Annotated in this window: 19 protein-coding genes and 1 pseudogene; 7 read left to right on the forward strand and 13 right to left on the reverse strand. The window is 71.2% G+C overall.

Features of this window, described 5'->3' with window-relative positions:
* Positions 1-19: 19 nt before the first annotated feature.
* Both ADK64_RS05300 and ADK64_RS05305 read right to left on the reverse strand, forming a co-directional pair.
* Positions 20-910 (reverse strand): hypothetical protein, encoded by an 891-nt coding sequence (locus tag ADK64_RS05300; RefSeq protein ID WP_063789858.1) that lies wholly within the window; start codon positions 908-910, stop codon positions 20-22.
* Positions 911-915: 5 nt separating this feature from the next.
* Positions 916-1,455: pseudogene (locus ADK64_RS05305) on the reverse strand (CatB-related O-acetyltransferase); the annotation flags it as partial.
* An 8-nt stretch (positions 1,456-1,463) separates the two neighbouring features.
* Between ADK64_RS05305 and ADK64_RS46535 the strand changes: the two are divergent.
* Positions 1,464-1,616, forward strand: a complete 153-nt coding sequence (locus tag ADK64_RS46535; RefSeq protein ID WP_199829503.1) for a hypothetical protein — start codon at positions 1,464-1,466, stop codon at positions 1,614-1,616.
* On the opposite strand, the gene ADK64_RS05310 is transcribed toward ADK64_RS46535, so the two are convergent.
* Complete coding sequence (locus ADK64_RS05310; RefSeq protein WP_053655297.1) at positions 1,613-3,085, reverse strand: MFS transporter; 1,473 nt, start codon at positions 3,083-3,085, stop codon at positions 1,613-1,615. The genes ADK64_RS46535 and ADK64_RS05310 overlap by 4 nt on opposite strands.
* A gap of 151 nt (positions 3,086-3,236) precedes the next feature.
* Between ADK64_RS05310 and ADK64_RS05315 the strand changes: the two genes are divergently transcribed.
* Together ADK64_RS05315 and ADK64_RS05320 are read left to right on the forward strand one after the other, a co-directional pair.
* Positions 3,237-3,803, forward strand: coding sequence for a TetR/AcrR family transcriptional regulator (locus tag ADK64_RS05315; protein WP_053655299.1), 567 nt, complete (start codon positions 3,237-3,239; stop codon positions 3,801-3,803).
* Positions 3,804-4,631: 828 nt separating this feature from the next.
* On the forward strand, positions 4,632-6,134 hold the full coding sequence (locus tag ADK64_RS05320; protein ID WP_159046171.1) for a hypothetical protein: 1,503 nt from the start codon (positions 4,632-4,634) through the stop codon (positions 6,132-6,134).
* Between the two features lie 197 nt (positions 6,135-6,331).
* Here the strand turns inward: ADK64_RS05320 and ADK64_RS05325 are convergent, their stop codons facing one another.
* The 4 genes from ADK64_RS05325 to ADK64_RS05340 all read right to left on the reverse strand — a co-directional run bounded on the left by ADK64_RS05325 (position 6,332) and on the right by ADK64_RS05340 (position 10,721).
* Complete coding sequence (locus tag ADK64_RS05325; RefSeq protein WP_053655304.1) at positions 6,332-7,852, reverse strand: FAD-dependent monooxygenase; 1,521 nt, start codon at positions 7,850-7,852, stop codon at positions 6,332-6,334.
* A 61-nt stretch (positions 7,853-7,913) separates the two neighbouring features.
* Entirely contained in the window at positions 7,914-9,374 is a 1,461-nt protein-coding gene (locus ADK64_RS05330; protein ID WP_053655306.1) for an MFS transporter, read from the reverse strand.
* 14 nt (positions 9,375-9,388) lie between these two features.
* Positions 9,389-10,213 (reverse strand): alpha/beta fold hydrolase, encoded by an 825-nt coding sequence (locus tag ADK64_RS05335; protein WP_053655308.1) that lies wholly within the window; start codon positions 10,211-10,213, stop codon positions 9,389-9,391.
* A gap of 49 nt (positions 10,214-10,262) precedes the next feature.
* Complete coding sequence (locus ADK64_RS05340; protein ID WP_053655310.1) at positions 10,263-10,721, reverse strand: cupin domain-containing protein; 459 nt, start codon at positions 10,719-10,721, stop codon at positions 10,263-10,265.
* A gap of 136 nt (positions 10,722-10,857) precedes the next feature.
* On the opposite strand from ADK64_RS05340, the gene ADK64_RS05345 reads away from it, so the two are divergent.
* The gene (locus ADK64_RS05345; protein WP_053655312.1) at positions 10,858-11,472 is read left to right on the forward strand and encodes a TetR/AcrR family transcriptional regulator; all 615 of its coding nucleotides are present in this window, start codon (positions 10,858-10,860) and stop codon (positions 11,470-11,472) included.
* Positions 11,473-11,645: 173 nt separating this feature from the next.
* Here ADK64_RS05345 and ADK64_RS05350 read toward each other — a convergent pair whose 3' ends face one another.
* Complete coding sequence (locus ADK64_RS05350; protein WP_053655314.1) at positions 11,646-12,485, reverse strand: SDR family oxidoreductase; 840 nt, start codon at positions 12,483-12,485, stop codon at positions 11,646-11,648.
* An 84-nt stretch (positions 12,486-12,569) separates the two neighbouring features.
* Here ADK64_RS05350 and ADK64_RS05355 point away from each other — a divergent pair, with 84 nt between their 5' ends.
* A complete protein-coding gene (locus ADK64_RS05355) occupies positions 12,570-12,941 on the forward strand; it encodes a winged helix-turn-helix transcriptional regulator (RefSeq protein WP_053655316.1) in 372 nt (123 codons plus the stop codon).
* A 376-nt stretch (positions 12,942-13,317) separates the two neighbouring features.
* On the opposite strand, the gene meaB is transcribed toward ADK64_RS05355, so the two are convergent.
* The 4 genes from meaB to ADK64_RS05375 form a co-directional block, all read right to left on the reverse strand.
* A complete protein-coding gene (gene meaB, locus ADK64_RS05360) occupies positions 13,318-14,322 on the reverse strand; it encodes a methylmalonyl Co-A mutase-associated GTPase MeaB (protein ID WP_053655318.1) in 1,005 nt (334 codons plus the stop codon).
* Between the two features lie 7 nt (positions 14,323-14,329).
* On the reverse strand, positions 14,330-16,504 hold the full coding sequence (scpA, locus tag ADK64_RS05365; RefSeq protein WP_053655320.1) for a methylmalonyl-CoA mutase: 2,175 nt from the start codon (positions 16,502-16,504) through the stop codon (positions 14,330-14,332).
* A complete protein-coding gene (locus tag ADK64_RS05370; RefSeq protein ID WP_053655322.1) occupies positions 16,504-18,309 on the reverse strand; it encodes a methylmalonyl-CoA mutase family protein in 1,806 nt (601 codons plus the stop codon). The genes scpA and ADK64_RS05370 overlap by 1 nt, the downstream gene beginning before the upstream one ends.
* Before the next feature lie 150 nt (positions 18,310-18,459).
* Positions 18,460-18,975 carry a MarR family winged helix-turn-helix transcriptional regulator gene (locus ADK64_RS05375; protein ID WP_053655324.1) on the reverse strand — a complete coding sequence of 172 codons (516 nt, stop codon included), beginning with the start codon at positions 18,973-18,975 and terminating at the stop codon, positions 18,460-18,462.
* 114 nt (positions 18,976-19,089) lie between these two features.
* Between ADK64_RS05375 and ADK64_RS05380 the strand changes: the two genes are divergently transcribed.
* On the forward strand, positions 19,090-19,605 hold the full coding sequence (locus tag ADK64_RS05380; protein ID WP_053655326.1) for a YceI family protein: 516 nt from the start codon (positions 19,090-19,092) through the stop codon (positions 19,603-19,605).
* A gap of 9 nt (positions 19,606-19,614) precedes the next feature.
* Here ADK64_RS05380 and ADK64_RS05385 read toward each other — a convergent pair whose 3' ends face one another.
* Positions 19,615-21,378 carry a hypothetical protein gene (locus tag ADK64_RS05385; protein ID WP_420712939.1) on the reverse strand — a complete coding sequence of 588 codons (1,764 nt, stop codon included), beginning with the start codon at positions 21,376-21,378 and terminating at the stop codon, positions 19,615-19,617.
* Between the two features lie 224 nt (positions 21,379-21,602).
* On the opposite strand from ADK64_RS05385, the gene ADK64_RS05390 reads away from it, so the two are divergent.
* Complete coding sequence (locus ADK64_RS05390; RefSeq protein WP_053655329.1) at positions 21,603-21,992, forward strand: cell division protein SepF; 390 nt, start codon at positions 21,603-21,605, stop codon at positions 21,990-21,992.
* Positions 21,993-21,996: the final 4 nt, after the last annotated feature.

Raw genomic sequence — 21,996 nt, forward strand, 5'->3', positions numbered from 1 at the left:
TGTGGGAGGGGGTGGTTTGTCAGGTGGTGCTGTCGGCTGGGGCGATGCGGGCGAGCGCGCCGATCTCCAGCGCGGTCCACAGGGCGCCGTCGGGACCGACGGTGATGCCGTGCGGTTCGGAGCGCGGGGTGGGCAGGTCGTGGACGGTGACGCAACCGTCGGGGGTGATCGTGCCGACGCGGTTGTCTCCCCATTCGGTGAACCAGACGGTGCCCTGTCCGTTGACGGTGACGGCGTGCGGCCGGGCGGCGCGGTTGGGCAGCGGGAACTCGGTGATCTGCCCGTCGGGAGTGATCCGGCCGATCTGCCCGGCGCCGATCTCGACGAACCACAGCACACCGTCGCGGCCCGCGGCGATCCCCACCGGCGCCGCCTCCTCCGTCGGCAGGGAGTGGAGGGTGACCGCACCGTCCATGCCGATCCGGCCAACTGCGTTCGCCTGGTTGAGGGTGAACCACATCCCGCCGTCGCCGCCGGCGGTGATCGCGGACGGGAATGCGCCGGTGACGGGGAGTGGGAACTCGGTGACGCCGCCGTCGACGGTGATGCGGCCGATGCGGTCGGCGGCGGTTTCCGTGAACCACAGTGCTCCGTCGGGTCCCGCCGCGATACCGAACGGCCCGCAGCCGGGTGTGGGCACGTCGAATTCGTCGATGACGCCGTCGGTGGTGATCCGCCCGATCCGGCCCGCCCCGTACTCGGTGAACCACAGCGCGCCGTCGGGACCAGACGTGATGATGGTCGGCCCACAGGTGGGGTCGAGCGGGTGGCTCGTCGGCTCCTCGCCAGGCACGAGGCGGCCGATCCGGCCGCTGTGGACGAGGGTGAACCACAGCGCGCCGTCCGGGCCCGTGGCGAGGGCGTAGGGCCCGGCCGCACTGTCTGCCACCGCAAACTCTTCGATGGACACGTGAGTCAAAGGGACTTCCCCAAACCGTGCTCGGCGGCGATGCGTTCGATGTCGGCGGGCGTTCCGGCCATGATGGTCCGGGCGTGTTCGGTGACCAGGTCGGAGGGCCAGTCCCACCACGCGGCGCGCAGTAGCCGCTCGACGTCGGCGTCGTCGAAGCGCTGCCGGATCGGCCTGGCCGGGTTGCCTCCGACGATCGTGTACGGCGGGACGTCGGCGGTGACCATGGCGCCGGCCGCGACGATGGCGCCGTCGCCGATCCGTATGCCGGGCATGACGGTCGCCTGGTAGCCGAACCAGACGTCGTTGCCGACGACCGTGTCGCCGCGGCTGGGCATGGCGGTGACGATGTCCAGAGTCTGCTCGGTCCACCGGCCGCCGAACATGGTGAACGGGTACGTGGACACCCCCGTCGTCGGATGCTCGGCACCGGCCATCAGGAATGTGGTCCCCGAGGCGATCGCGCAGTACCTGCCGATGGTCAGACGCTCCGGACCGTAGGCGTACAGGACGTTGCGGCGCTCGAAGTCCGTGGCGCCGTCCGGTGCTCGGCGTGGCCGAGGTGGGTGGTGAAGAACCGCTGGACGCGGCGGCGTCGTCGACGGTGAGCGAGACGGAGGATGCGGTGATCTGCAAGGCGCTTCTCCTCTTGGAGGGGTGTGACCCGGGTACGGAAGAAACGAGCCATGGGGTGATCTTGATCTAGTTCGGGCTGTTCGCGGATACCTTGTTCGAGGTGGTGACCGCATCTGGACCGGTGGAACGTTGCGGGGCCGCGGAGCCTTCCGCGGGCTTGGACCGCGCCAGCCACAGGCCGGTGAACACGGCGGTGGCCAAGGTGATGGCGCCGGCAGCGAGGAAGGCGCTGTTGAGGCCGGTCTCGAAGGAGGCGCCGCCGGATTGCCGGGTGCGGACGATGGCTCCGAGTAGCGCCACGCCGAGCACCGCGCCGATCTGCCGGGTGGTGCTGCTGATGCCCGATGCGAGGCCGCCTTCCTGCGGGCTGACCGCTTGGATGGCGGCTCCCGTCAGGGGAGACATGGTCAGGGCGAAGCCGGTGCCGACGACTGCCAGCCGCCACCACACGTTCCCGTAGCCGGTGTCGGCGTGCACCGTGCCGAGCGCCAGCAGTCCCAGGCCGGCCAGGGCCAGACCGGTGGTGACCACGACGCGGAAGCCGTACCGGGCGGCGAGCCGGCCCGCGTACGGGCTGACGATCACCATGGCGAGGGATACCGGCAGGGTCTGCAGGCCGGCGCGCAGGATCGAGCTGCCCTGGACGTACACGAAGAACTGGGAGAAGAAGAACGACGAACCCATGAGCGCGAACCCCACCACGACCATGGCGGTGTTGGACACGGTGAACAGGCGCTGCCCGAACAGCCGCAGCGGCAGCATCGGTGCGGAACGACGCGCTTCGACGGCGACGAAGGCGGCGAGGAGCATCACCGCGGCGGCGAAGCTTCCCAGGATCACCGGCGATGTCCAGCCGCGGGCACCGCCCTCGATCAGTCCGTAGGTCAGCGTCCCCACCCCCAGAACGGACAGCACCGTCCCCGGGATGTCGATCGCGGGGGCGCTCGGATTGCGGGACTCGCCGAGGTGGCGCAGACCGACCACCAGCAGGACCACGCCGATGGGCAGATTGACCAGGAAGATGGCGGGCCAGCCGAAGGCATCTGCCAGCACGCCGCCGGCCACGGGGCCTGCGGCCAGACCGATTCCGCTGAATCCGGCCCACAGCCCGATCGCCTTGATGCGTTCCTGCGGCACGGGATAGGCGGCGACGAGCAGGGCCAGCGAGGCAGGGCTCAGCGCCGCGGCCCCGATGCCCTGCAGCACCCGGCCGGCGACCAGCCAGCCGAGCGAGGGCGCGAGGCTGCACAGCACCGACGCGACGGTGAACACCGCCACGCCGGTCAGGTACACACGCTTGCGGCCGAACCGGTCGGCGAAGACACCACCGGACAGCAGCAGCATGGCGACCAGCAGTACGTACGCGTCGACGATCCATTGCAGACCGGTCAACTGCGTGTGCAGCCGGTGCTGCATATCGGGCAGCGCCGCTCCAACGATCGTGTTGTCGAGCAGGACCATGAATTGGCCCAGGCAGGTCACCGTGAGCAGCACGGCCCGGTTTGATCGACTGCCTACGACCGCATGCGATGCAGCCATGGGATCCCCCTCAATCGCTGGTTGCGCCCGGTCGCGTTCGACATGGGTGGCGATACACCTGAGCGCCCTAAAGCAGTCAGTGACTGCGTTAGGTGACTATAGAGACGGTCGCCTCGCAAACGCAAGCCGCGACTGCGTTAAGGTGGGATGCATGAACGACCGACAGCGAGCCCGGCGGCCCGGCGGGCGCAGCGCCCGCGTCGGCGCGCAGGTGCACCAGGCCGTTACCGGCCTGATCAGTGAGCGCGGCTACGGCAACTTCACCGTCGGTGAGGTGGCGGCCCGCGCAGGCGTAGCCGACAGCAGCATCTACCGCCGGTGGGGCAGCCTGGAAACCCTGCTCACCGACGTGGCACTCACCCGCCTCAACGCGCAGTCGCCGATGCCCGACACCGGGAGCCTCGCCGGCGACCTGCGCACGTACGCGGCCCAAGTGGCTCGCGAGATCACCGGACCCGACGGCCCGGCGGTGCTGCACCTGGCCGTCGCTCTGTCGAGCAGCGGCCAGCAGGGCCTGCAGGCTGGTGCCGACCTCCGCGCCGAACGCACCCGGCAACTGCAGTCCATGCTCGATCGCTCCCGCGACCGTGGCGAGAACGCACCCGACGCGTTCGACGTGCTGGACCACATCCTGGCCCCGATGTACATCCGCGTCCTGTTCGGCATGGTCCCGCTCACCCCGGACTACATCGACGGGCTGGTCGACCGATTGCTGTGACCTCAACCCGGTTCCCGCGATCAGCTCTCGGACGCGGTGCCAGGGCTCCGCGAGGTGCTCGCCGACACGCGTCCGACCAGCTCGGGCATCCGGCCCTTGGCCGGCTCACGCGGCCTGGCCGACTCCGTCGGTCGGCGGGCCGTCGCCGCGGATCGGGGTGAAGCCGACGTCCAGGTGCGGGTCGTAGGCGTCAGCGGGTCGACCCTCTCGCCTTCGTCCTGCACCCGGCGGACGATCTCGGCCATGTCCAGCGCGTTGTGGAAGATGATCGCGTCGGTCGGCAGGGCGTTGAACTTCGCGGGTCTTCTCCTGCTCGCGGGGCGTTATCGGCGAGCGCGCCGCCGTTGCCGAAGCCGACCCGCTTCGCTTCAGAGCATTCGGGGATGCGTGATGCTACGGGTGTCGGTCTTCGTTGGTTGTCGGCCCGCATCGCCGACTGACACAAGACTTGATTCCGTCAGTCCGCGATCGTCTCGTCCTGGCGTCACTGTTGCTCGCCTGTCGCTGTCAAACGCCTCGATCGAATGACGGCGAAGAGCAACGGCCTGACGGCTCCGGACGGGCCGGGATCTGGAGCGCGCACAAGATCTGTTGCGGTTCAGCTGCACCGCGGCGTACCCGGGGCAACGACTGGAGCCTTCACCCCATGCCGGGACCGCTGCAGCGGACGGGTGTTGAGTCCCTGGTCCACGGGAGGGATCAACTGCCGTTGAAGGGAGAAGCCACGTGGAGGCAGGCCAGGGCAGGAGTGGCGAAGGTGCGTTGCTCATCGTGCGAGTAGAGGTGGCTCTCACAGGGCCGGCTGAGCACCGAAGAAGGGCACGCGCCTTGTTCGGGGCGGCGGGTTGGGAGGTACTTGGTGCTGATGAGGAGGCGTATCCGGAGGCTGGTACGCCAGGCGGAGTTCTTCCTGAGGAGACGGACCGCAAGTCGGTCTACGTGCTTGGCGTCCCGGTCGGGCGTGGTGCCGGTCGTCGACCTGAACGGTGGGCCGCCCAGGAGGTCAAGGACCTCGCGGACGGTGCTCAGTTGGATCTGCGGCCGGTGCGCTCGAGCATGATACGGAGGCAACGTCTGCAGGAACCTCACTGGTTCGTCTGTGCGGCGCGCAGCACGCATGCCAATCGCTGGGTCCGGTGGCTGTTCAACGTCGAGCGGTGTGTGGGGTTGCACGACACCGGGACGGTGCTGTTCGGCTCGCTCGAGGAGGCTCGGCTGCGCGCTGCCGCGCATAGCGTACGTGCGCCGTTCCCGCGTCGGGTGCGGGCGCACAACGGAATGCGCCGGACGGGAGCAGCCGAGAGCCACCAGTGGGTGGTGAAGACGACGGCGCTGAGTTGGACGGCGGGTGTGCTCGGCATCCCCGCTGCTTCCGGCCCTTGGTGGCTGGCCTTGCTTGCGCTGGTGGGCTGGACGCTGCTGACTTGGTGGTGCGCGACCGTCGTGCTTCCGTTTGTCCGCCTTTCCATGGCGGCCGGGGACGGGGGCCAATCCCCGCGGGACGAAGAAGTGATCGTCCACCGACGCCAGCGTGGTTACGCATGGCTGGCAGCGTTGGCCACCAGTGGGCCTCTCTTCGCGATGACGGCTTGTGGGACCCGGATCTTTGATGCCGATACAGTTCTGCGCCTGCACCTCCTCCTGGCAGGTGCGGTGTTCGTCACGGGCGGCGTTCGACGCTTGGCCCGCGCGGGCAGCCGGAGACCTTTCCTGGTGGCGGTGTTCGTCGCTGTACTACCGGTGGTGGTTCCGGCTCTCGGCGGGCTCAGCCCTGTGCTCTTCACCTTCTACGGCGCCGCGTTCCATGTCCGGGCGGAGGAGATAGGCGTTGCGGACGTGTGGCAGTTCGTGGCCTCGGCGTATGTGTTGGCGATCTCGGTAGCGCTGACGCTCTTCTTCCTGGCCTGCTGGGGCTATGTGCAGCCGCTGTTCCGCAACCGTACGCTGCGCCTGTTCCTCCCGATCGTTGCCCTGACCGGGGTCATGCCCCTCACCTTGGCATGGGCGGTGACTGTACTGGACGGGGCCCAGGCCGCTGGTGATGTGGCGGTACGGCAGTGGCAATCTGGCCGGGCGCCGGACTACTACTACGGCGCCAATCCCCGGCCGGTATGCGTCACCCCGATCGACTCTCTGGCCGAACTTCCGCTGTTCGGACACCGCTTGGACCCCGAGCAGGTGTACGGCTCGTTCGGCGTGGTCGGTGGTGAAGTCACCCTATGGGATCCCCTATCGGGCGATGCCTTCCCGGTACCTTCTGATGCGGTACGGGTGCTCCCCGCAGGCGAGGGAGATCCCGGTGCCGTCATTCCGCGTAGCTGTCGTTCCTGAGAGCCTCTGCTCAGCCGAGGCGACTGAGTCGGCAACGGTGGCCCCGGCGATGCCGCAGACACCGCCGAGGAGACGGGCGGAGGCGGTCCCTCTCAGGTGCCGGTGCTGTCGTCGACCTCGGCCGGAGCGCAGCGGGCAGTGGTGTCGGCAGGGAGCGGTCCGAAGCGCGTCTGGGGCATTCGGACGGCGACCGGCCTTCAGAATTCCGGAGCGCCGAACCAACGGCCGGCGGCCTGCTCGAACGCTTCACGGTCGGGTGCGCGGTCACCTGCCCAGGCGACCACGCCGTCGGGCCGGACCAGCACGGCACCGGATCCGAGGTCGTCTCTCGCCGGACCGGCCGCATACCGCATCCGGCTCTCCCAGCCCAGCGCTGCACCGCGCAGGCATCCGTCGGTGCTGAAATCGAGCGCGACGCCCCGTCCGTCCCGCATCAGGTCGCCGAGACGAGTGCCGTCTTCGAGGCGAAGGTCCGGGGCGTTGCGCCCGACCAGCAGGTGCTCGCTGCCGAGGTCGTAGCGGATCGACGATCCCGACATCCGCTCGAACACATAGGTCGTTCCGTCACGGGTCCCGATCAGCTCGCGAATCACTCCTTGGACCGCCTGGGCATGCGGGTCCGGCCGCATGGCCGCCACCTGGGCGCGCGACCAGTCGAGCACCGCTGCCCCGACCGGACGGCGCTCGCGGGTGTAGGTGTCGAGCAGCCCGTCCGGCGCCTCCCCGCGCACGGTCGCCCCGAGTTTCCAGCCCAGGTTCATGGCGTCGCCGATGCCGGTGTTGAGTCCCTGCCCGCCGAGGGGCGAGTGGATGTGAGCCGCGTCGCCCGCGAGCAGGACGCGTCCTTGCCGGTAGGTCGTCGTCTGCATCGCCCGGTCGGTGAAGCTCGACGCGAGCCGGACGTCGATCAGCGTCACGTCGGTGCCGGACACACGGCGCAGAACCGTCTGGAGATGCTCGCGAGTCGGCTGCTGCGAGCGATCGAACGCGCCCCCGTCGAAGTCCGTCATGCCGATGTAACCAGCCGTGGGCTGGAGGTACATGCCCGTCGGCGTCAGCTGGAACCCAGGGCCCAGCTTCTCGGGGTCGGCGACGGTGGCGAGCATGGTGTAGCCGGTGAACAGCGGCTCGGTCCCGACGAAGTCGAAGCCCGCGAGCCCACGCACCGTACTGCGTCCGCCGTCGCAGCCGACGAGCCAGCGTGCCGCGTATGCGTGCTCGCCGGCTTGTGCGACGACGCTCTCGTCGCTCTGGGCGATGGCTGAAACCGTGACACCGCGCTGGATTTCCACGCCGAGCTCGGACGCCTGCTCGGACAGCACCGTCTCGACGGCTTCGAGGTGTGTCAGCATGCCCTCAGGTGCCGGGCTGGGCAGCCGGTACGGCAGGGCGGCGACGTCGACGTTGGCCGGATCGAGCACCATGCCGGCGAAGTGGCCGCCGTGACGAGGAGGTGACGGCTCGTCGGCTTCGGGGTGCGCGCCGGGGTCGTCGTCGTGGACGCCCGATGCCGTCAGCAGCTGCGGCAGCATCCCGCGGCGGTAGAACGCCTGGACCGACGTGGAGGACAGGCCCCGCCTCCCGAGCGGCTCCGCCTTGAACGGCGAGCGGGGTTCCGGCTCCCGCTCCAGCACCAGGACAGAGCAGCCCGCGAGGCCAAGCTCGCAGGCAAGGAACAGACCCACCGGGCCGGCGCCCACGATCACTACGTCATGCACGAGAGATCCCCTTCCCGAATTCTCAGCCGGGTGAGCACCCGGCAGGACTTCTCGAAAGGTGTCAGACCCCGCCGACATCGGGCCGACAGTCCCCGACAGGCCGCCGACACGACGGTTCCGTGTCCTCCGGAGCCGATGCCCGTACCGAGGAGGCGGGAGCGCGCGCCGTGGCGGCGGCCGGGCGGCCGGTGGTCACGGTGCCGAGGAGGGCGATGGCCGTTCCGCAGCCGGCGATGATCCACCACGCGGCCGGGCGGGCGCCGGAGGCGACCGTGGCGCCGATCACCGCGATGCCGAGGGAGGAGCCGACCTGCCGGCTGGTGGCGGCGACCGCGGCGGCCACCCCGGCCTGGGCGCGCGGCATGCCGGACACCGCCGTGTACGTGATCGGTGCGTTGACGAAGCCGAAGCCGAGACCGAACAGGGCGTAGGTGACGTACAACAGGGTGTCGGACGGGTGGGCAGAGCGCGTGGCGGCCGCGGCCAGTACGCCGCTGGCGGTGATGCCCGCCCCCGCGAGCAGCAGCGGGATCCGCGGACCTCGGCTGCCCACGATCCGCCCGGACAGCGGTGGGCACACCAGGGACAGCACCGCCATCGGCAGCATGTGGAGTCCGGCGTCGAGGGCGCTCAGCCCCACCACGCTTTGCAGGTAGAGGGTGTTGGTGAAGAGGAAGCCACCGAGCGCGGCGAAGGCGAACACCGCTGTCGCGGTGGCCCCGCTGAAGGGTGCGCTGCGGAAGAGCCGCGGTTCGATCAGCGGTTCGGCGCGCCGGTTCTCGTACGGTACGAAGGCGGCCAGCGCGCCCGCCGCGGCGACCAGGCAGGCCACGATCGGGGGCGAGGTCCAGCCCTCGCCGGGTGCCTCGATGATCGCGTACGTCAGCGTGCCGAGCAGGACGGTCACCAGCAACTGGCCGACCGGGTCGGCCCGTCGGACCCGCTCCGCGCGGGATTCGGGGACGTAGCGTGCGGTGAGTGCCAGCGCGGCCGCCCCGATGGGCAGGTTCAGCCAGAAGACGGACCGCCACCCGGCCGACTCCACCAAGACGCCGCCGAGGACCGGCCCGGCCGCCATGCTGAGGCCGACGACCCCGCCCCATACACCGATGGCCCGTGCCCGGTCCCGGGGTTCGGTGAAGGTGTTGGCGAGGATGGCCATGGCGACGGGGGTGAGCATGCTGCCGCCCACCGCCTGCACCGTACGGAAGACCACCAGCCACCCCGTGGTGGGCGCCAGGCTGCACAGGCCGGACCCGGCGGTGAACAGCACGAGGCCGAGCTGGAAGATCCGCCGGCGTCCGACGCGGTCGGCGGTGGCACCGGCGAGGGTCAGCAGCGAGGCCAGTACGAGGGTGTACGCGTCGAGGGTCCACTGCAGGCCCGAGACGGAGGCGTCCAGGTCCCGCCGCATCGAGGGCAGGGCGACGTTGAGGATGGTGACATCGAGACTGACCAGCAGCACGCTCAGGCAGCAGACGGCCAGGACCGGGGCCCGCCGTCCTTGTCCCGGGACGGGCATGCGCGTTCCCCCGCTCAGCCGTTGGGCCGGTCGGCGGCGTGGGTGCCGGCGAAGTCCCATACCGCCGTGAGGAGTTGCTCGGGGGTCTCGATCTGGGGCATGTGGCCGGTGCGGAGGAGGAGTTCGAACCGGGCGCCGGGGATGGCGTCGGCGTACGCGAGTCCGTACGTGGTGTCGGTGACCTGGTCGCTCTCGCCCCATGCGACGAGGACCGGGTGCGTGATCTTGGCCAGGCGCTCGCGCAGGGTGGGGTCGGCCATGGCGTGCGGGCCCGAATAGACCTGCAGCGCGGCCCGGTTGGCGACGGCCGCCGCGCGCTGCTCGTCGGAGAACGCGCTGGGGTCGATGCGGAACTTCTCGACGTCGTGGAAGGAGAGAGCGGACAGCTCGGCGGGCGTCAGCGTGAAGGGGTCGGCGACCGGGTGGCCGGGGACGTGGATACCGGCGGCGTTGACGAGGACGACACCGCTGATCCGGTCGCTGCCGAGCAGGGCCATCTCGGCGGCGATCCAGCCGCCTATGGAGTTGCCGACGACGGTGACCTCGCTCAGGCCGAGTTCGTCCAGCAGCCGTACGTAGACCCGGGCGAGGGTGGGGACGTCGGTCAGCCAGTCGGGCCTGGCGGTGCCGCCGAAGCCTGGGTGGACCGGGGTGATGACGCGGGCCGGCCGCTGGTCGGCGAGGAACCCGGCGAAGGCGGCGACGGTCTGCGGGCCGCCGCCGCCGTGCAGGAGGAGGAAGGGGCGGCCCTCGCCCCGCTCGTCGATGCCGAGGTTCACGTCGACATCGCCGGAGTCGAGGGTCAGGGTGAGGGTGAGGGTGCGGGCGGTGCTGGTCATGCGGATCTCCGAATCGGTTGCGGGAGCGCGGGATGGGTGACCTGAGCGGTTACGCGTAGTCGGTGGCCGCAACGGTGGCGTACCGGCTCATCACCTCGACCGTCGCCTGCGGGGTCAGCTCCTGGCCGCCGGCGATCATGTCCCGCAGGTCGCGGAAGTACTGCACGTACAGGTCGGGCGTGAAGGTGTTGAGCATGACCGCGGGCTCGTCGCCGGGGTTGGCGAAGGTGTGCGGGGCGCCGGGCGGGATCATCGCGAGCGTGCCGGCGGGTGCGACGTGGGTCGTCTCGCCGACGGTGAAGTGCACGGTGCCGGAGACGACGTAGAAACCCTCGTCGTGCTGGGCGTGGCGGTGCTGCGGCGGCCCTTCGGTGTGCGGGGCGAGGGTGATCTCGCCGATCCCGAGGCGGTGCCCGGTGTGACTGCCGTCCTCAAGGATGCGGATCTGCGCCGGTCCCAGGCGGATCGCCTCGCCGTCGTCCGGGCCGACCACGGAAACCTCGTTCATTGCCATCTCCTTCGCGAGAGTCAGCTCTCACGAAGGAGACTAGAGAGTCGACTCTCTTTGTGCAAGTGAACTCTCATGATGAGGGTGGGCGGTGATAAAGTGCTGCGGACGCACGGGCACGAAAGGGGATGGACCGATGGCGACGACGCAGACCGACACCGGCCGCAGCAACCAGAAGAGGCGCACGCGTGCGGCCCTCGTCGAAGCCGCTCGCGAACTCATCGCCTCGGGCGGCGAGGTGACCATGCCCGCGATCGCGCGGGCCGCCCTGGTCTCCGAGGCCACCGCCTACCGCTACTTCCCCGACCTCCCCTCGCTGATCAGCGAGGCCCTGGCAGGCGCCTGGCCGCCCCCCGCCGAGGCGCTCGCGCCGGTCGCGGATTCCACCGACCCCGCCGAACGGGTCGCCTTCGCCTGCGAGTTCCTGCTGCGCGGCGTGCTCCTGCGTCAGGGCGCGGTGCGCGCCATGATCGCGGCCACCATCACCCGGCCCGAGGCGGTGACCGTGAGACCCGGTATCCGTTTCGGGCTGATCGACCATGCGCTCGCCCCTCTGGAGGGAACGCTGGGGGCGACGGATCCCGAAGCCCTCGCCCAGCTCAAGCGGGACCTGGCCGTGGTCGTCAGTGCCGAGGCCCTGTTCACGCTCACCGACCTGTGCGGCCTCGGACCCGATGACGCCGTCGCCAGCGCGGTGCGCACGGCGGCGACGCTGACCGAAGCCGCGGTGCGTGCGGTCGCGCGGGGGTGAGCCGCGCGTACGGGGAACGGCGTCATCGTCGGCTTCCGCGGCCACTGGAGTGTCAGTCCCGGGCGGGGTGCCAGTCCCGGGCCGGGGCGCCGGCGTCGACTTCGGGCCGGGCTCCCCGGCCACCAGCGGTGGTCGCCGGGCAAGCCGAGCGGTTCCCGCGGCGCTGACCGGTCTCAGCGGAACGCGGCGACATTGCGTGCGGCCCAGTCGGCGAAGGGGCGCGGGGCACTGCCGAGGACCCGCTCCACGTCCGGGCTGACGCGCGTCTCGGCCGGGCTCGGAGAACCGAGGATGTCCAGGGTGTCCTCGGCGAGTTCGACCGGCATGCTCTGGGACATGGCGGCCTTGGCCTCGTCGCGGGTGAGGTCGTGGAACCGTACCGGCGAGCCCAGTGCGGCGGCGATGGCCTCCGCCTGCCCGCGCGGCGTGATCACCTCCGGGCCGGTCAGTTCGTACACGCCGCCGGTGTGCCGGTCGTCCAGCAGGCAGGCCGCCGCGACCTCGGCGATGTCCACCGGGTCGATGACCGGCACCCCGACGTCGCCGAAGGGTGCGGCCACGACCCGCCGCGCGCGGACGGACTCGGCCCACCACAGGGCGTTGGAGGCGAAGCCGCCGGGCCGCAGGATCGCCCACTCCAGGCCCGACTCCCGCAGCGCGTCCTCCACCGCTCGCACCGCGATCCGCGTCGGGCCGAAGGGCCTGGTCGCCACGCCCTGCGAGGAGAGCAGGACGATCCGGCGGACCCCGCCGGCCGCGGCTCGGCCGATGATGTCGGCCGGGCCGGCTCCGGCGGCGTGCAGGTCGCCGGACAGCAGCAGAAACAGCGCCTTCGCCCCGGCCAGCGCGGGTGCGAGCCCGGCCGGCTCGGCCAGGTCCGCTGCCACGTGGCGGACACCTTCCGGCGTCGGTGCCGCGTGCCGCGACACCGCCGTCACCTGCTGCCCTGCCTCGGCCAGCACCCGCGTCAACGGCCGGCCCACGTTCCCGGTAGCCCCGGTCACCACGATCATGATCAGCTCCTTCTCCTGTGTGGATCTGACGCTAGGAGACGGGCTAACTTTTGGTAAGGGCATACCTCAAGGTAAGCTCATCACATGGTGGGAGGCGCGCAGCTCAGACAGGCCGAGGCGGGCGAGCGGTATGAGGTGTTTCACACCGACTGCCCCGCCCGCGATGTGGTCGACCATGTGACCAGCAGGTGGGGCATCTGGGTGTTGATCTCATTGCGGAGCAACGACCTCCGGTTCTACGAGCTGCGCGAGAGCATCCAGGGCATCAGCGAGAAGATGCTCGCCCAGACCCTGCGCGCGCTGGTCCAGGACGGTCTGGTCTGGCGGATGGTCGAGCCGACGACGCCGCCTCAGGTCACCTACGGGCTGACCGAGTTCGGCCGGGAGGTCGGCGAGCCGCTGACGGAGCTGTTCGACCGGATCACACGGTGGCTGCCGCCGCGCGGCGCGCGATAGCGTCGTGGCGGCCGGGTGCTGAGGCGCATCTAGCGTGACCTAGCACCCCGAGCACCCCGAGCGCGCCGACGACCTGGTGCGGCTGGTCCGCATCGCTCGGCCCGGCAGATCGCGCCGGCCGGGCTGCCGGCCATGCGCCGTGCTGACCGATCCGCCCTCGGGCGGATCCGGCGCGAAGGCCGGGCCTGTGGAACGGACTCTCCGGGTGCCCGCGTGGCGGATTCTGGGTGGGGGCGCCATGCCGAACCCGTTGTCCGGCGAGCCGCACCACGTGACGGAACTGACGGAGCCGGCACCCGGTGGCCGGCCATCGGGCAGGGGTGCCGAGGCCCCCCGCCGCATCCGCGAGCGGCCGGCCCGGCCCGAACCGGTCCGCTCAAGCCTCCGCAGCCGCCGCCGTACCCCCCTCGAACGCCCCCAGAATCCGCTCGGCGGCCAGTGTTGCCGTCAACCGCCCCTCCCTGACCTGCCGTTCCAGGCCGGGCGCGGCCTCCCGTACCGCCGCATCCGCGTGCAGTCGGCCGAGCAGTTCGTCGCGGACCATCGACCAGGTCCACTCGACCTGCTGGTCACGGCGTTTGGCGGTGAGGCGGTCGGTGGTGTCCAGGAGGGTGCGGTGTTGTTCCAGGCGTTCCCAGACCACCTCCAGGCCCATCGACTCCCTCGCACTGCAACTCAGCACCGGGGGAGTCCAGAAGGCGTCCTTGCCGTGCATCAGGCGCAGGGCGCCCGCCAGTTCGCGGGCCGCCGCCCGTGCGTCGCGTTCGTGCGGGCCGTCCGCCTTGTTGACGGCGATCACGTCGGCCAGCTCCAGGACGCCCTTCTTGATGCCCTGCAGCTGGTCGCCGGTGCGGGCCAGGGTCAGCAGGAGGAAGGTGTCGACCATGCCCGCGACCGCGGTCTCCGACTGGCCCACGCCGACCGTCTCCACGAGGATCACGTCGTAGCCGGCGGCCTCCATCACCACCATCGACTCCCGGGTGGCCTTCGCGACGCCGCCCAGTGTGCCCGCGCTGGGGGAGGGCCGGACGAAGGCCGCCGGGTCGACCGCCAGGCGCTCCATCCTCGTCTTGTCGCCCAGGATGGAGCCGCCGGTGCGGGTCGAGGAGGGGTCCACGGCCAGGACCGCCACCCGGTGGCCCAGCGACGTCAGCATCGTGCCGAACGCGTCGATGAACGTCGACTTGCCGACGCCCGGCACCCCGCTGATGCCGATCCGCCGTGCCCGGCCGCTGTGCGGAAGCAGTTCGGTGAGCAACTGCTGGGCCAGGGCGCGGTGTTGGGGGCGGGTGGACTCCACCAGTGTGATGGCGCGAGCCACCAGGGCCCGCCTGCCGTCCAGTACGCCCTTCACATACGTGTCGAGATCGATCGCAGGCATCGCGGCTCTACAGCTCGTGGCCGAGGTCGGCCGACAGCCGTTCCACCAGGTCGTACGCCGCGTCCGGGATCACCGTCCCGGGCGGGAACACGGCCGTGGCGCCCATCTCCAGCAGCGTCGGCACGTCCTGCGGCGGGATCACTCCGCCGACCACGATCATGATGTCCTCGCGGCCCTCCTCGGCCAGCTTCTCGCGCAGCGCCGGTACGAGGGTGAGGTGACCGGCGGCCAGCGAGGAGACCCCCACGACATGGACGTCCGCCTCGACCGCCTGGCGGGCGACCTCTTCCGGGGTCTGGAACAGCGGGCCGACGTCGACGTCGAAGCCGAGGTCGGCGAAGGCGGTCGCGATCACCTTCTGGCCGCGGTCGTGCCCGTCCTGGCCCATCTTGGCCACCAGGATGCGCGGGCGGCGGCCCTCGGCCTCCTCGAAGGCGTCCACCAGGGTGCGGGTACGGTCCACGTTCGGGGACTCGCCTGCTTCGTTGCGGTACACGCCGGAGATCGTACGGATCTGGCTCGCGTGCCGGCCGTACACCTTCTCCAGGGCGTCCGAGATCTCGCCGACCGTCGCCTTGGCGCGGGCCGCCCGCACGGCCAGCTCCAGCAGATTGCCCTCGCCCTCGGCGGCCCGGGTCAGCGCGTCCAGTGCGTCCCGGCACGCGGTCTCGTCCCGTTCCGCCCGCAGCCTGCGCAGCTTCTCGATCTGCTGGGCGCGTACGGAGGAGTTGTCGACCTTCAGGACCTCGATCTGCTCGTCGGAGTCCACCCGGTACTTGTTGACGCCGATCACCGGCTGCCGCCCGGAGTCGATGCGGGCCTGCGTGCGCGCCGCCGCCTCCTCGACGCGCAGCTTCGGGATGCCCGCGTCGATGGCCTGGGCCATGCCGCCCGCCTGCTCGACCTCCTGGATGTGCTGCCAGGCCTTGCGGGCGAGGTCGTAGGTGAGCCGCTCCACGTAGGCGCTGCCGCCCCAGGGGTCGATGACCCGGGTCGTGCCCGACTCCTGCTGGATGAGCAGCTGGGTGTTGCGGGCGATGCGCGCCGAGAAGTCCGTGGGCAGCGCGAGGGCCTCGTCGAGGGCGTTGGTGTGCAGCGACTGGGTGTGGCCCTGGGTCGCCGCCATCGCCTCCACGGCCGTACGCGTGACGTTGTTGAACACGTCCTGCGCGGTCAGCGACCAGCCCGAGGTCTGCGAATGGGTGCGCAGGGAAAGGGACTTGGTGTTCTCCGGCTCGAACTGGGAGACCAGCTTGGCCCACAGGAGCCGGGCCGCCCTCAGCTTCGCGATCTCCATGAAGAAGTTCATGCCGATCGCCCAGAAGAAGGACAGGCGAGGGGCGAACGCGTCCACGTCCAGGCCGGCCTCGCGGCCCGCGCGGATGTACTCCACGCCGTCCGCGAGCGTGTACGCGAGCTCCAGGTCGGCCGTCGCGCCCGCTTCCTGGATGTGGTAGCCGGAGATGGAGATCGAGTTGTAGCGGGGCATCCGCTGCGAGGTGTACGCGAAGATGTCGGAGATGATCCGCATCGACGGCTTCGGCGGATAGATGTAGGTGTTGCGGACCATGAACTCCTTGAGGATGTCGTTCTGGATGGTCCCGGCCAGCTTCTCGGGCGGTACGCCCTGTTCCTCCGCCGCCACGATGTAGAGCGCCAGCACCGGCAGGACGGCGCCGTTCATCGTCATCGACACCGTCATCCTGTCCAGCGGGATGCCGTCGAAGAGCTGGCGCATGTCGTAGATCGAGTCGATCGCCACGCCCGCCATGCCGACGTCACCGGTCACGCGCGGGTGGTCGCTGTCGTACCCCCGGTGCGTGGGCAGGTCGAAGGCGACCGACAGGCCCTTCTGGCCGGCGGCCAGGTTGCGCCGGTAGAACGCGTTGGACTCCTCGGCGGTGGAGAAGCCCGCGTACTGGCGGATCGTCCAGGGCTGGTTGACGTACATCGTCGGGTAGGGGCCGCGCAGATACGGGGCCATGCCCGGATAGGTGCCGAGGAAGTCCAGGCCCTCCAGGTCGCGCCCGGTGTACAGCGGCTTGACCCCGATGCCCTCCGGGGTCTCCCACAGCGGCTGGGTGCCCCCGGTCGCCCGCTTGACGGCCGCCTGCCACTCCTCGGCGCTGCCGTCGGCGACCGGGGTCCCCAGCTCGATGCCGGAGAAGTCGGGGATTCCCATCAGGACACTCCCATGCGGTCGAGGGTCGTGGACAGGACGTCTACGGCGTCGCAGCCCGCGAAGACGTACGCGTCGATGCCGGAGTAGTCGCCCCGGCCCGCGAGGAACACATGACCGGCACCGGCCGCGCGCAGCGACTCGGCCGTCCGCTCGGCCTGTTCGGCGTACAGGGCGTCGCTGGAGCACAGCACGGCCTCGGTGGCGCCGCTGTCCTCGAAGCCTCCCTCGGTGACGGCTTCGATGCCGCCCGCCTGGAAGAGGTTGGCGGCGAACGTCGCGCGCGCGGTGTACTCGGCGGCCGAGCCGAGGGTGGCGAGGAAGATCCGGGGGCGGGAGCCGGTCGCCGCGAGGTGCGCGTCGGAGCGGGCACGCAGTTCCTCGTACGCCTCGTCCCGGCGCACCCGCGGCAACCCGCCGGACAGCGGCTCGGGCGCGGGCTCGCGCTCCACCGGCTTCTCCGAGAGCAGCGGGAACTCGCTGACGCCGGTGATGGGTTCGCGGCGCTTGGCGAGCTTCTTGGAGCGCTCCGCCCAGGTCGTCGCCAGATCCGTGCGCAGCCGGCCGGAGCGCAGGACGGCGGCCAGGCCGCCGTCGCGCTCGATCGACCGGAAGAACTCCCAGGCGGCCTGGGCGAGTTCGTCGGTGAGCTTCTCGACGTACCAGGAGCCGCCGGCCGGGTCGATGACCCGGGCCAGATGCGACTCCTCCAGCAGAATGGTCGAGGTGTTGCGCGCGATACGGCGGGCGAAGGCGTCCGGCAGGCCGAGCGCGTGGTCGAACGGCAGCACGGTGACGGAGTCGGCGCCGCCCACCCCGGCGGCGAGCGTGGCGACCGTCGTGCGGAGCATGTTCACCCACGGGTCGCGGCGGCTCATCATCACCGGCGAGGTCACCGCGTGCTGCACCTGCGCGCCCGCGCCGGGCGCCCCGGACACCTCGGCGACCCGCGCCCACAGCCGGCGCGCGGCGCGCAGCTTGGCGACGGTCAGGAACTGGTCGGCGGTGGCCGCGTAGCGGAACTCCAGCTGTGTGGCAGCCTGTTCCACGCCGAGGCCCGCCTCGGTCAGCCCGCGCAGATAGGCGACACCGGTGGCGAGGGAGGCGCCCAGCTCCTGCGCGGCCGAGCCGCCCGCCTCGTGGTACGGCAGCGCGTCCACCGTCAGCGCGCGCAGGCCCGGGAACCGTCCGGCACAGCGCGCGGCCAGGGCGGCGTACGGCGCGATGTGCAGCGGGGTGCCGGTGCGGGCCTCGTACCCGAGCGGGTCACCGCCCAGGTTGCCGCGTACGTCCTTCGGGTCGACGCCCTTGTCCGCGTACAGGCGCAGCAGCGCCTCGGCGGCGGCCTCGGTGTCGCGGCCCGCGTCGAGCACGACCGGCGCCAGGTCGAGGTAGACACCGTCGAGGGCGCGGGGGAGTTCGGTGACCGGGAAGCCGCCCTCGCCCAGCACCAGCCACAGGGAGGTGCCGCCGTTCTCCAGGTCGGCCAGCACGGCGCCGTCGGTGAGTGCCGCGTGCCGCTGCCGTACGTCCCAGCCGCCCGCGATGGCGCCCTCGGGGCGACCGCCGCGCAGATACGGGGCGAAGCCGGGCAGTCCGGCGTCGGGCGCGGCGTCGCGCGCGGTGTAGAGGGGCCGGGTGCGCAGCCCGTCCTCCAGCGTCGTGGACAGGGCGTCCTCAGCTGCCGTGCCCGAGGCTTCCTTGCCCGACTTGCGCAGCACACCCTCGACCAGGCGTTGCCACTGCTCGTGCGTCGCGTCAGGGAACTCGGCGGCCAGTGTGAGCCCGTCGTCAGGCAGGACCGTCATGCTCGGATGCTAGGGCAGGGGGCTCAACCGAGAGTGAAGCGAGGCCTGTGAGGTTTCCCTCGTTGCGTTTGTGACCTGGGCCTCCCGGTCGCCGGCCGATGACCTTTCAGCCGGCGGAAGGCATCCGTTCAGCCGTCGGCCGGCGGCCGTTCAGCGGGCGGCGCGCCCGGCGTCGAGGCCCGCGAGGTCCGGTATCAGCGCGCACATGGCCGCGCGCTGGTCGGCGCCCATGGAGTCGGCGAGGGCCTGCCGGACGGTCCCGGCGAGCAGGGCGGAGGTCTCGCGCAGCAGCTCGCGTGCCCTGTCGGTGAGGACGACCTCCACGCCCCGCTTGTCGCCGCACACCGACCGGCGGTTGACGAGGCCGGCCCGCTGGAGGCAGGCGATCTGGTAGGTGAGCCGGGTCTTGGGGCGGCCGAGGAGGTCGGCGACCTGGGTCATGCGCAGCCCGGTGCGCGGCCGTTCGGCCAGCAGGCACAGGATCAGGAACTCGTCGTGGGAGACGTCGAGGGTCTCCTTGACGACCACACGCAGCCGCTGCTCCATCGCTCCGGTCGCGGCCAGCAGCACCATCCACGCGCGCAGTTCGTCCGGGAGGAGCCGCTCGCCGCTCTCGGCCGAGGGGCATGTGGGCTGGTCGGCGGGGTGGGCATCGGGCGCGGACATAGGTCGAGTCTACCTGTTGTCCATTTTTGGACGAGCAGGTTGTCCATATTTGGATGAGGCGCTAGCGTGGCGGAGTCATCCAAATTTGGACCACTGATGTCGGGAGTTACGACCATGACCGTCGCCGTGCAGACAGGCACCTGGCAGCTCGACCCGGCCGCGTCCACCGTGGGGCTGCAGCAACGGACCATGTGGGGTCTGGTCACCGTGAAGGGTGCGTTCACCGCCGTCAGCGGCGGGGGCGAGGTGCGGCCCGACGGTTCGGCCACCGGCACGGTGACCCTGGACGTCGCCTCCCTGGACACGAAACACGCCAAGCGGGACACGCATCTGCGCTCGGCCGACTTCTTCGACGCCGGCAACCACCCGGAGATCACCTTCGCCGCCCGGGGCGTCGACCGTCTCGACGACAACGGCGTACGGGTCACCGGTCAGCTGACCGTGCGGGGCGTCAGCAAGCCCCTGTCCTTCACCGCGCGGCTGACCGGGGCGAGCGCCGAGGCGCTCGCCCTGGACGCGGAGTTCACCGTGGACCGCGCCCAGTTCGGCATCGGCTGGAACCAGCTGGGCATGATGCGCGGCCTGACCACGGTGACGGCCGGGCTGCGCTTCACCCGTACCGCGGGCTGAGCGGAGCGCTCAGCCCTTCAGCCCCAGCGCGGCCCGCGACACGTCCTCGGTGGAGAGCGTCTGCGGGGTCGCCGTGAAGGCGCGCAGCCGGAAGTGGGTGCTCTTCTTCGCCGACAGCGCGTAGTGGCCCCCGGGCGCCCGCAGGACGACGGTCGCCGTGCCGTGCGCGGGGATCGTGGCCGGGCCGTGCGCGAGCGACCAGTACTTGCTCATGCCCTGGCCCGTCGTGACCATGTAGTGCGGGGTGAGCGCGCTGCTCCCGGAGTTGGTGACCTTCAGGGTCAGTGTGGACAGCGTGAGCGCCGAGACGTGCCGGGCCGCCGTGACCTCCATCCGCATCGGCCGCTTACCCGTCGCCGCCAGCGTCGCGCTCACCAGTGCGGGCAGCACCAGCAGCACCACGGCGGCGGCCAGCGCGGGCTTGCGGCGCTCGGCCGTCAGCCAGCGCGGCCGGGGCTGCCACGCGCCCGAGAAGTCCGACAGGGGCACGGTGATCGCCGCCGCGAGCCACAGCGGCGTCATCAGCAGGTAGTAGCCGTCCTGTGAACGGGTCGCCAGGAAGAAGGCGCACCAGGGCAGCACGGTCGCGGCCGGGCCGAGCCGCCGGACGAACAGCATGAACAGCGCGAGCAGGGCCGCGGCGAGCAGCATGCTCGCGTGGCCGTACCAGTCGAGCCGGTCGCTGCCGTGCGTGAAGTACAGGGAGATGTCCACCAGGCCCTGACCGTGGACCACCGCCCCCTGGGTCAGCGGCAGGGCGATGCCCCGGATCCAGGGGCCCGGTTCGGTCACGATGAAGTACGCGTTGATCAGCAGCCAGGTGAGGACCGCGATCCCCGCGATCCGCAGCACCACGCGCGCCGCCTCGCGACCGCCCAGTTCACCGCGGCGCACGGCGTAGAGGCCCGCCAGCAGGAACGGGGTCACGAACCAGGGCAGTTGCTGCGCCGCGCACGCGGCCCCCAGGCAGGCGGCCCGGGCGATCCCCGGGGCGCCCAGCCGGCCCTCGGCGCCGAGCCGGGGCCAGCGCACGACCACCGGTACCAGCAGGACCATGGCGACGATCGCCGGGTAGCCCTGGCGGGCGTACATCGGCAGGAAGCTGAAGCCCAGGCACACCATCGTGGCCGCCGAGCGCCACGGCGTCGGCAGCAGCCGCCACATCATGACCGCGCCCACGACCAGGACGACCGTCACCGCCGCCGTCGCCGGGGCGCCGCCGTGGCCGAGCCACAGGAATGGCAGGGTGAGCAGCGGGGTCAGCGGCGGATAGCCGTACGTGAAGTCGTACCCGCCGTCCACCGTCGGCGTCAGCGCGACGCCCTTGGCGTGGAACAGCCACGGCCAGGGCTGCCCGTAGACCGTGTGCCCGTTCGCGATCTCGCGCGCGGCCTGGGTGCTGAGGACCGCCTCGTCGCCGCCGGCGTGGTTCAGCGCCCACGTGCACGCGATGAGGACGATCGCCGTCACCAGTACGACCAGGTCCAGGCGGGCCAGCGAGCGCGCCCGGCGGACCGTGAGCGCGAGGACGCCGGTCACCAGGATGGAGGCGTAGCAGACGGAGATGAGCGCCGCGAGGACCGGCCGGTGTGTGGCCGCCTGGGTCCACACCGAACGGGTGCCGATGAACAGGCTGACGTCGGCGAGGAGGGTCAGCACGCGGTGCCACTGCGCGGGCGCCCCGGGGGCCTGCGCGCGTGGTCCCGGAGCGGCGGACACCGCCGACTGCGTCCGCCGGCCGGGCGTCACCTGCTGTGTTTCTGCCAAGTGCACGGCCCGGACGCTAGCGACGGGAGATGACCAAGACATGGCGGCATGTGAAGAGTCCGGTATGAGCGCGGTAAGAAGCGGGCGTACCTGGACATCTGCCGCAGGTCTCGTCGGATCGGGGGTCACCGGATCGGTCGCGGACCGTGTCGTTGTTGGGCCGAACGGGTGACTTGGCGTAAGAATTGGGTGGTGCAGCCATTGAGTGCGAGTCAGGTCGGGGGGAGCCGGTGAGCCGTTACGACGTCACCGATGAACAGTGGGAAGGGCTCGCCCAGGTCGTGCCGCTGCGGGGCCGGGACGCCTGGCCGTCCGCGGTGAGCCACCGCGCGCTGCCGGACGCCGAGACCGAGACCCGGCGCCGGTTCGTGGTCCTGCGGGTCAACGTCTTCGCGGACGCCCGGGATGTCGCCGAGACACTGATGGCCGGCGCGCCGGTCCTGCTCGACCTCTCCGGCGCGGAGGGCGACGTCGCCAAGCGCGTCCTCGACTTCAGTACGGGCGTCGTCTTCGGCCTGGGCAGCGGAATGCACCGCGTCGACCGGAACGTGTTCCTCCTCACCCCGCCCGGGACCGAGGTCAGCGGGCTGATGGAGGGGGCGGGGGCCTCCGGGGGCTGAGCCG

The organism is Streptomyces sp. MMG1121, assembly GCF_001280015.1.
Lineage (GTDB): Bacteria > Actinomycetota > Actinomycetes > Streptomycetales > Streptomycetaceae > Streptomyces.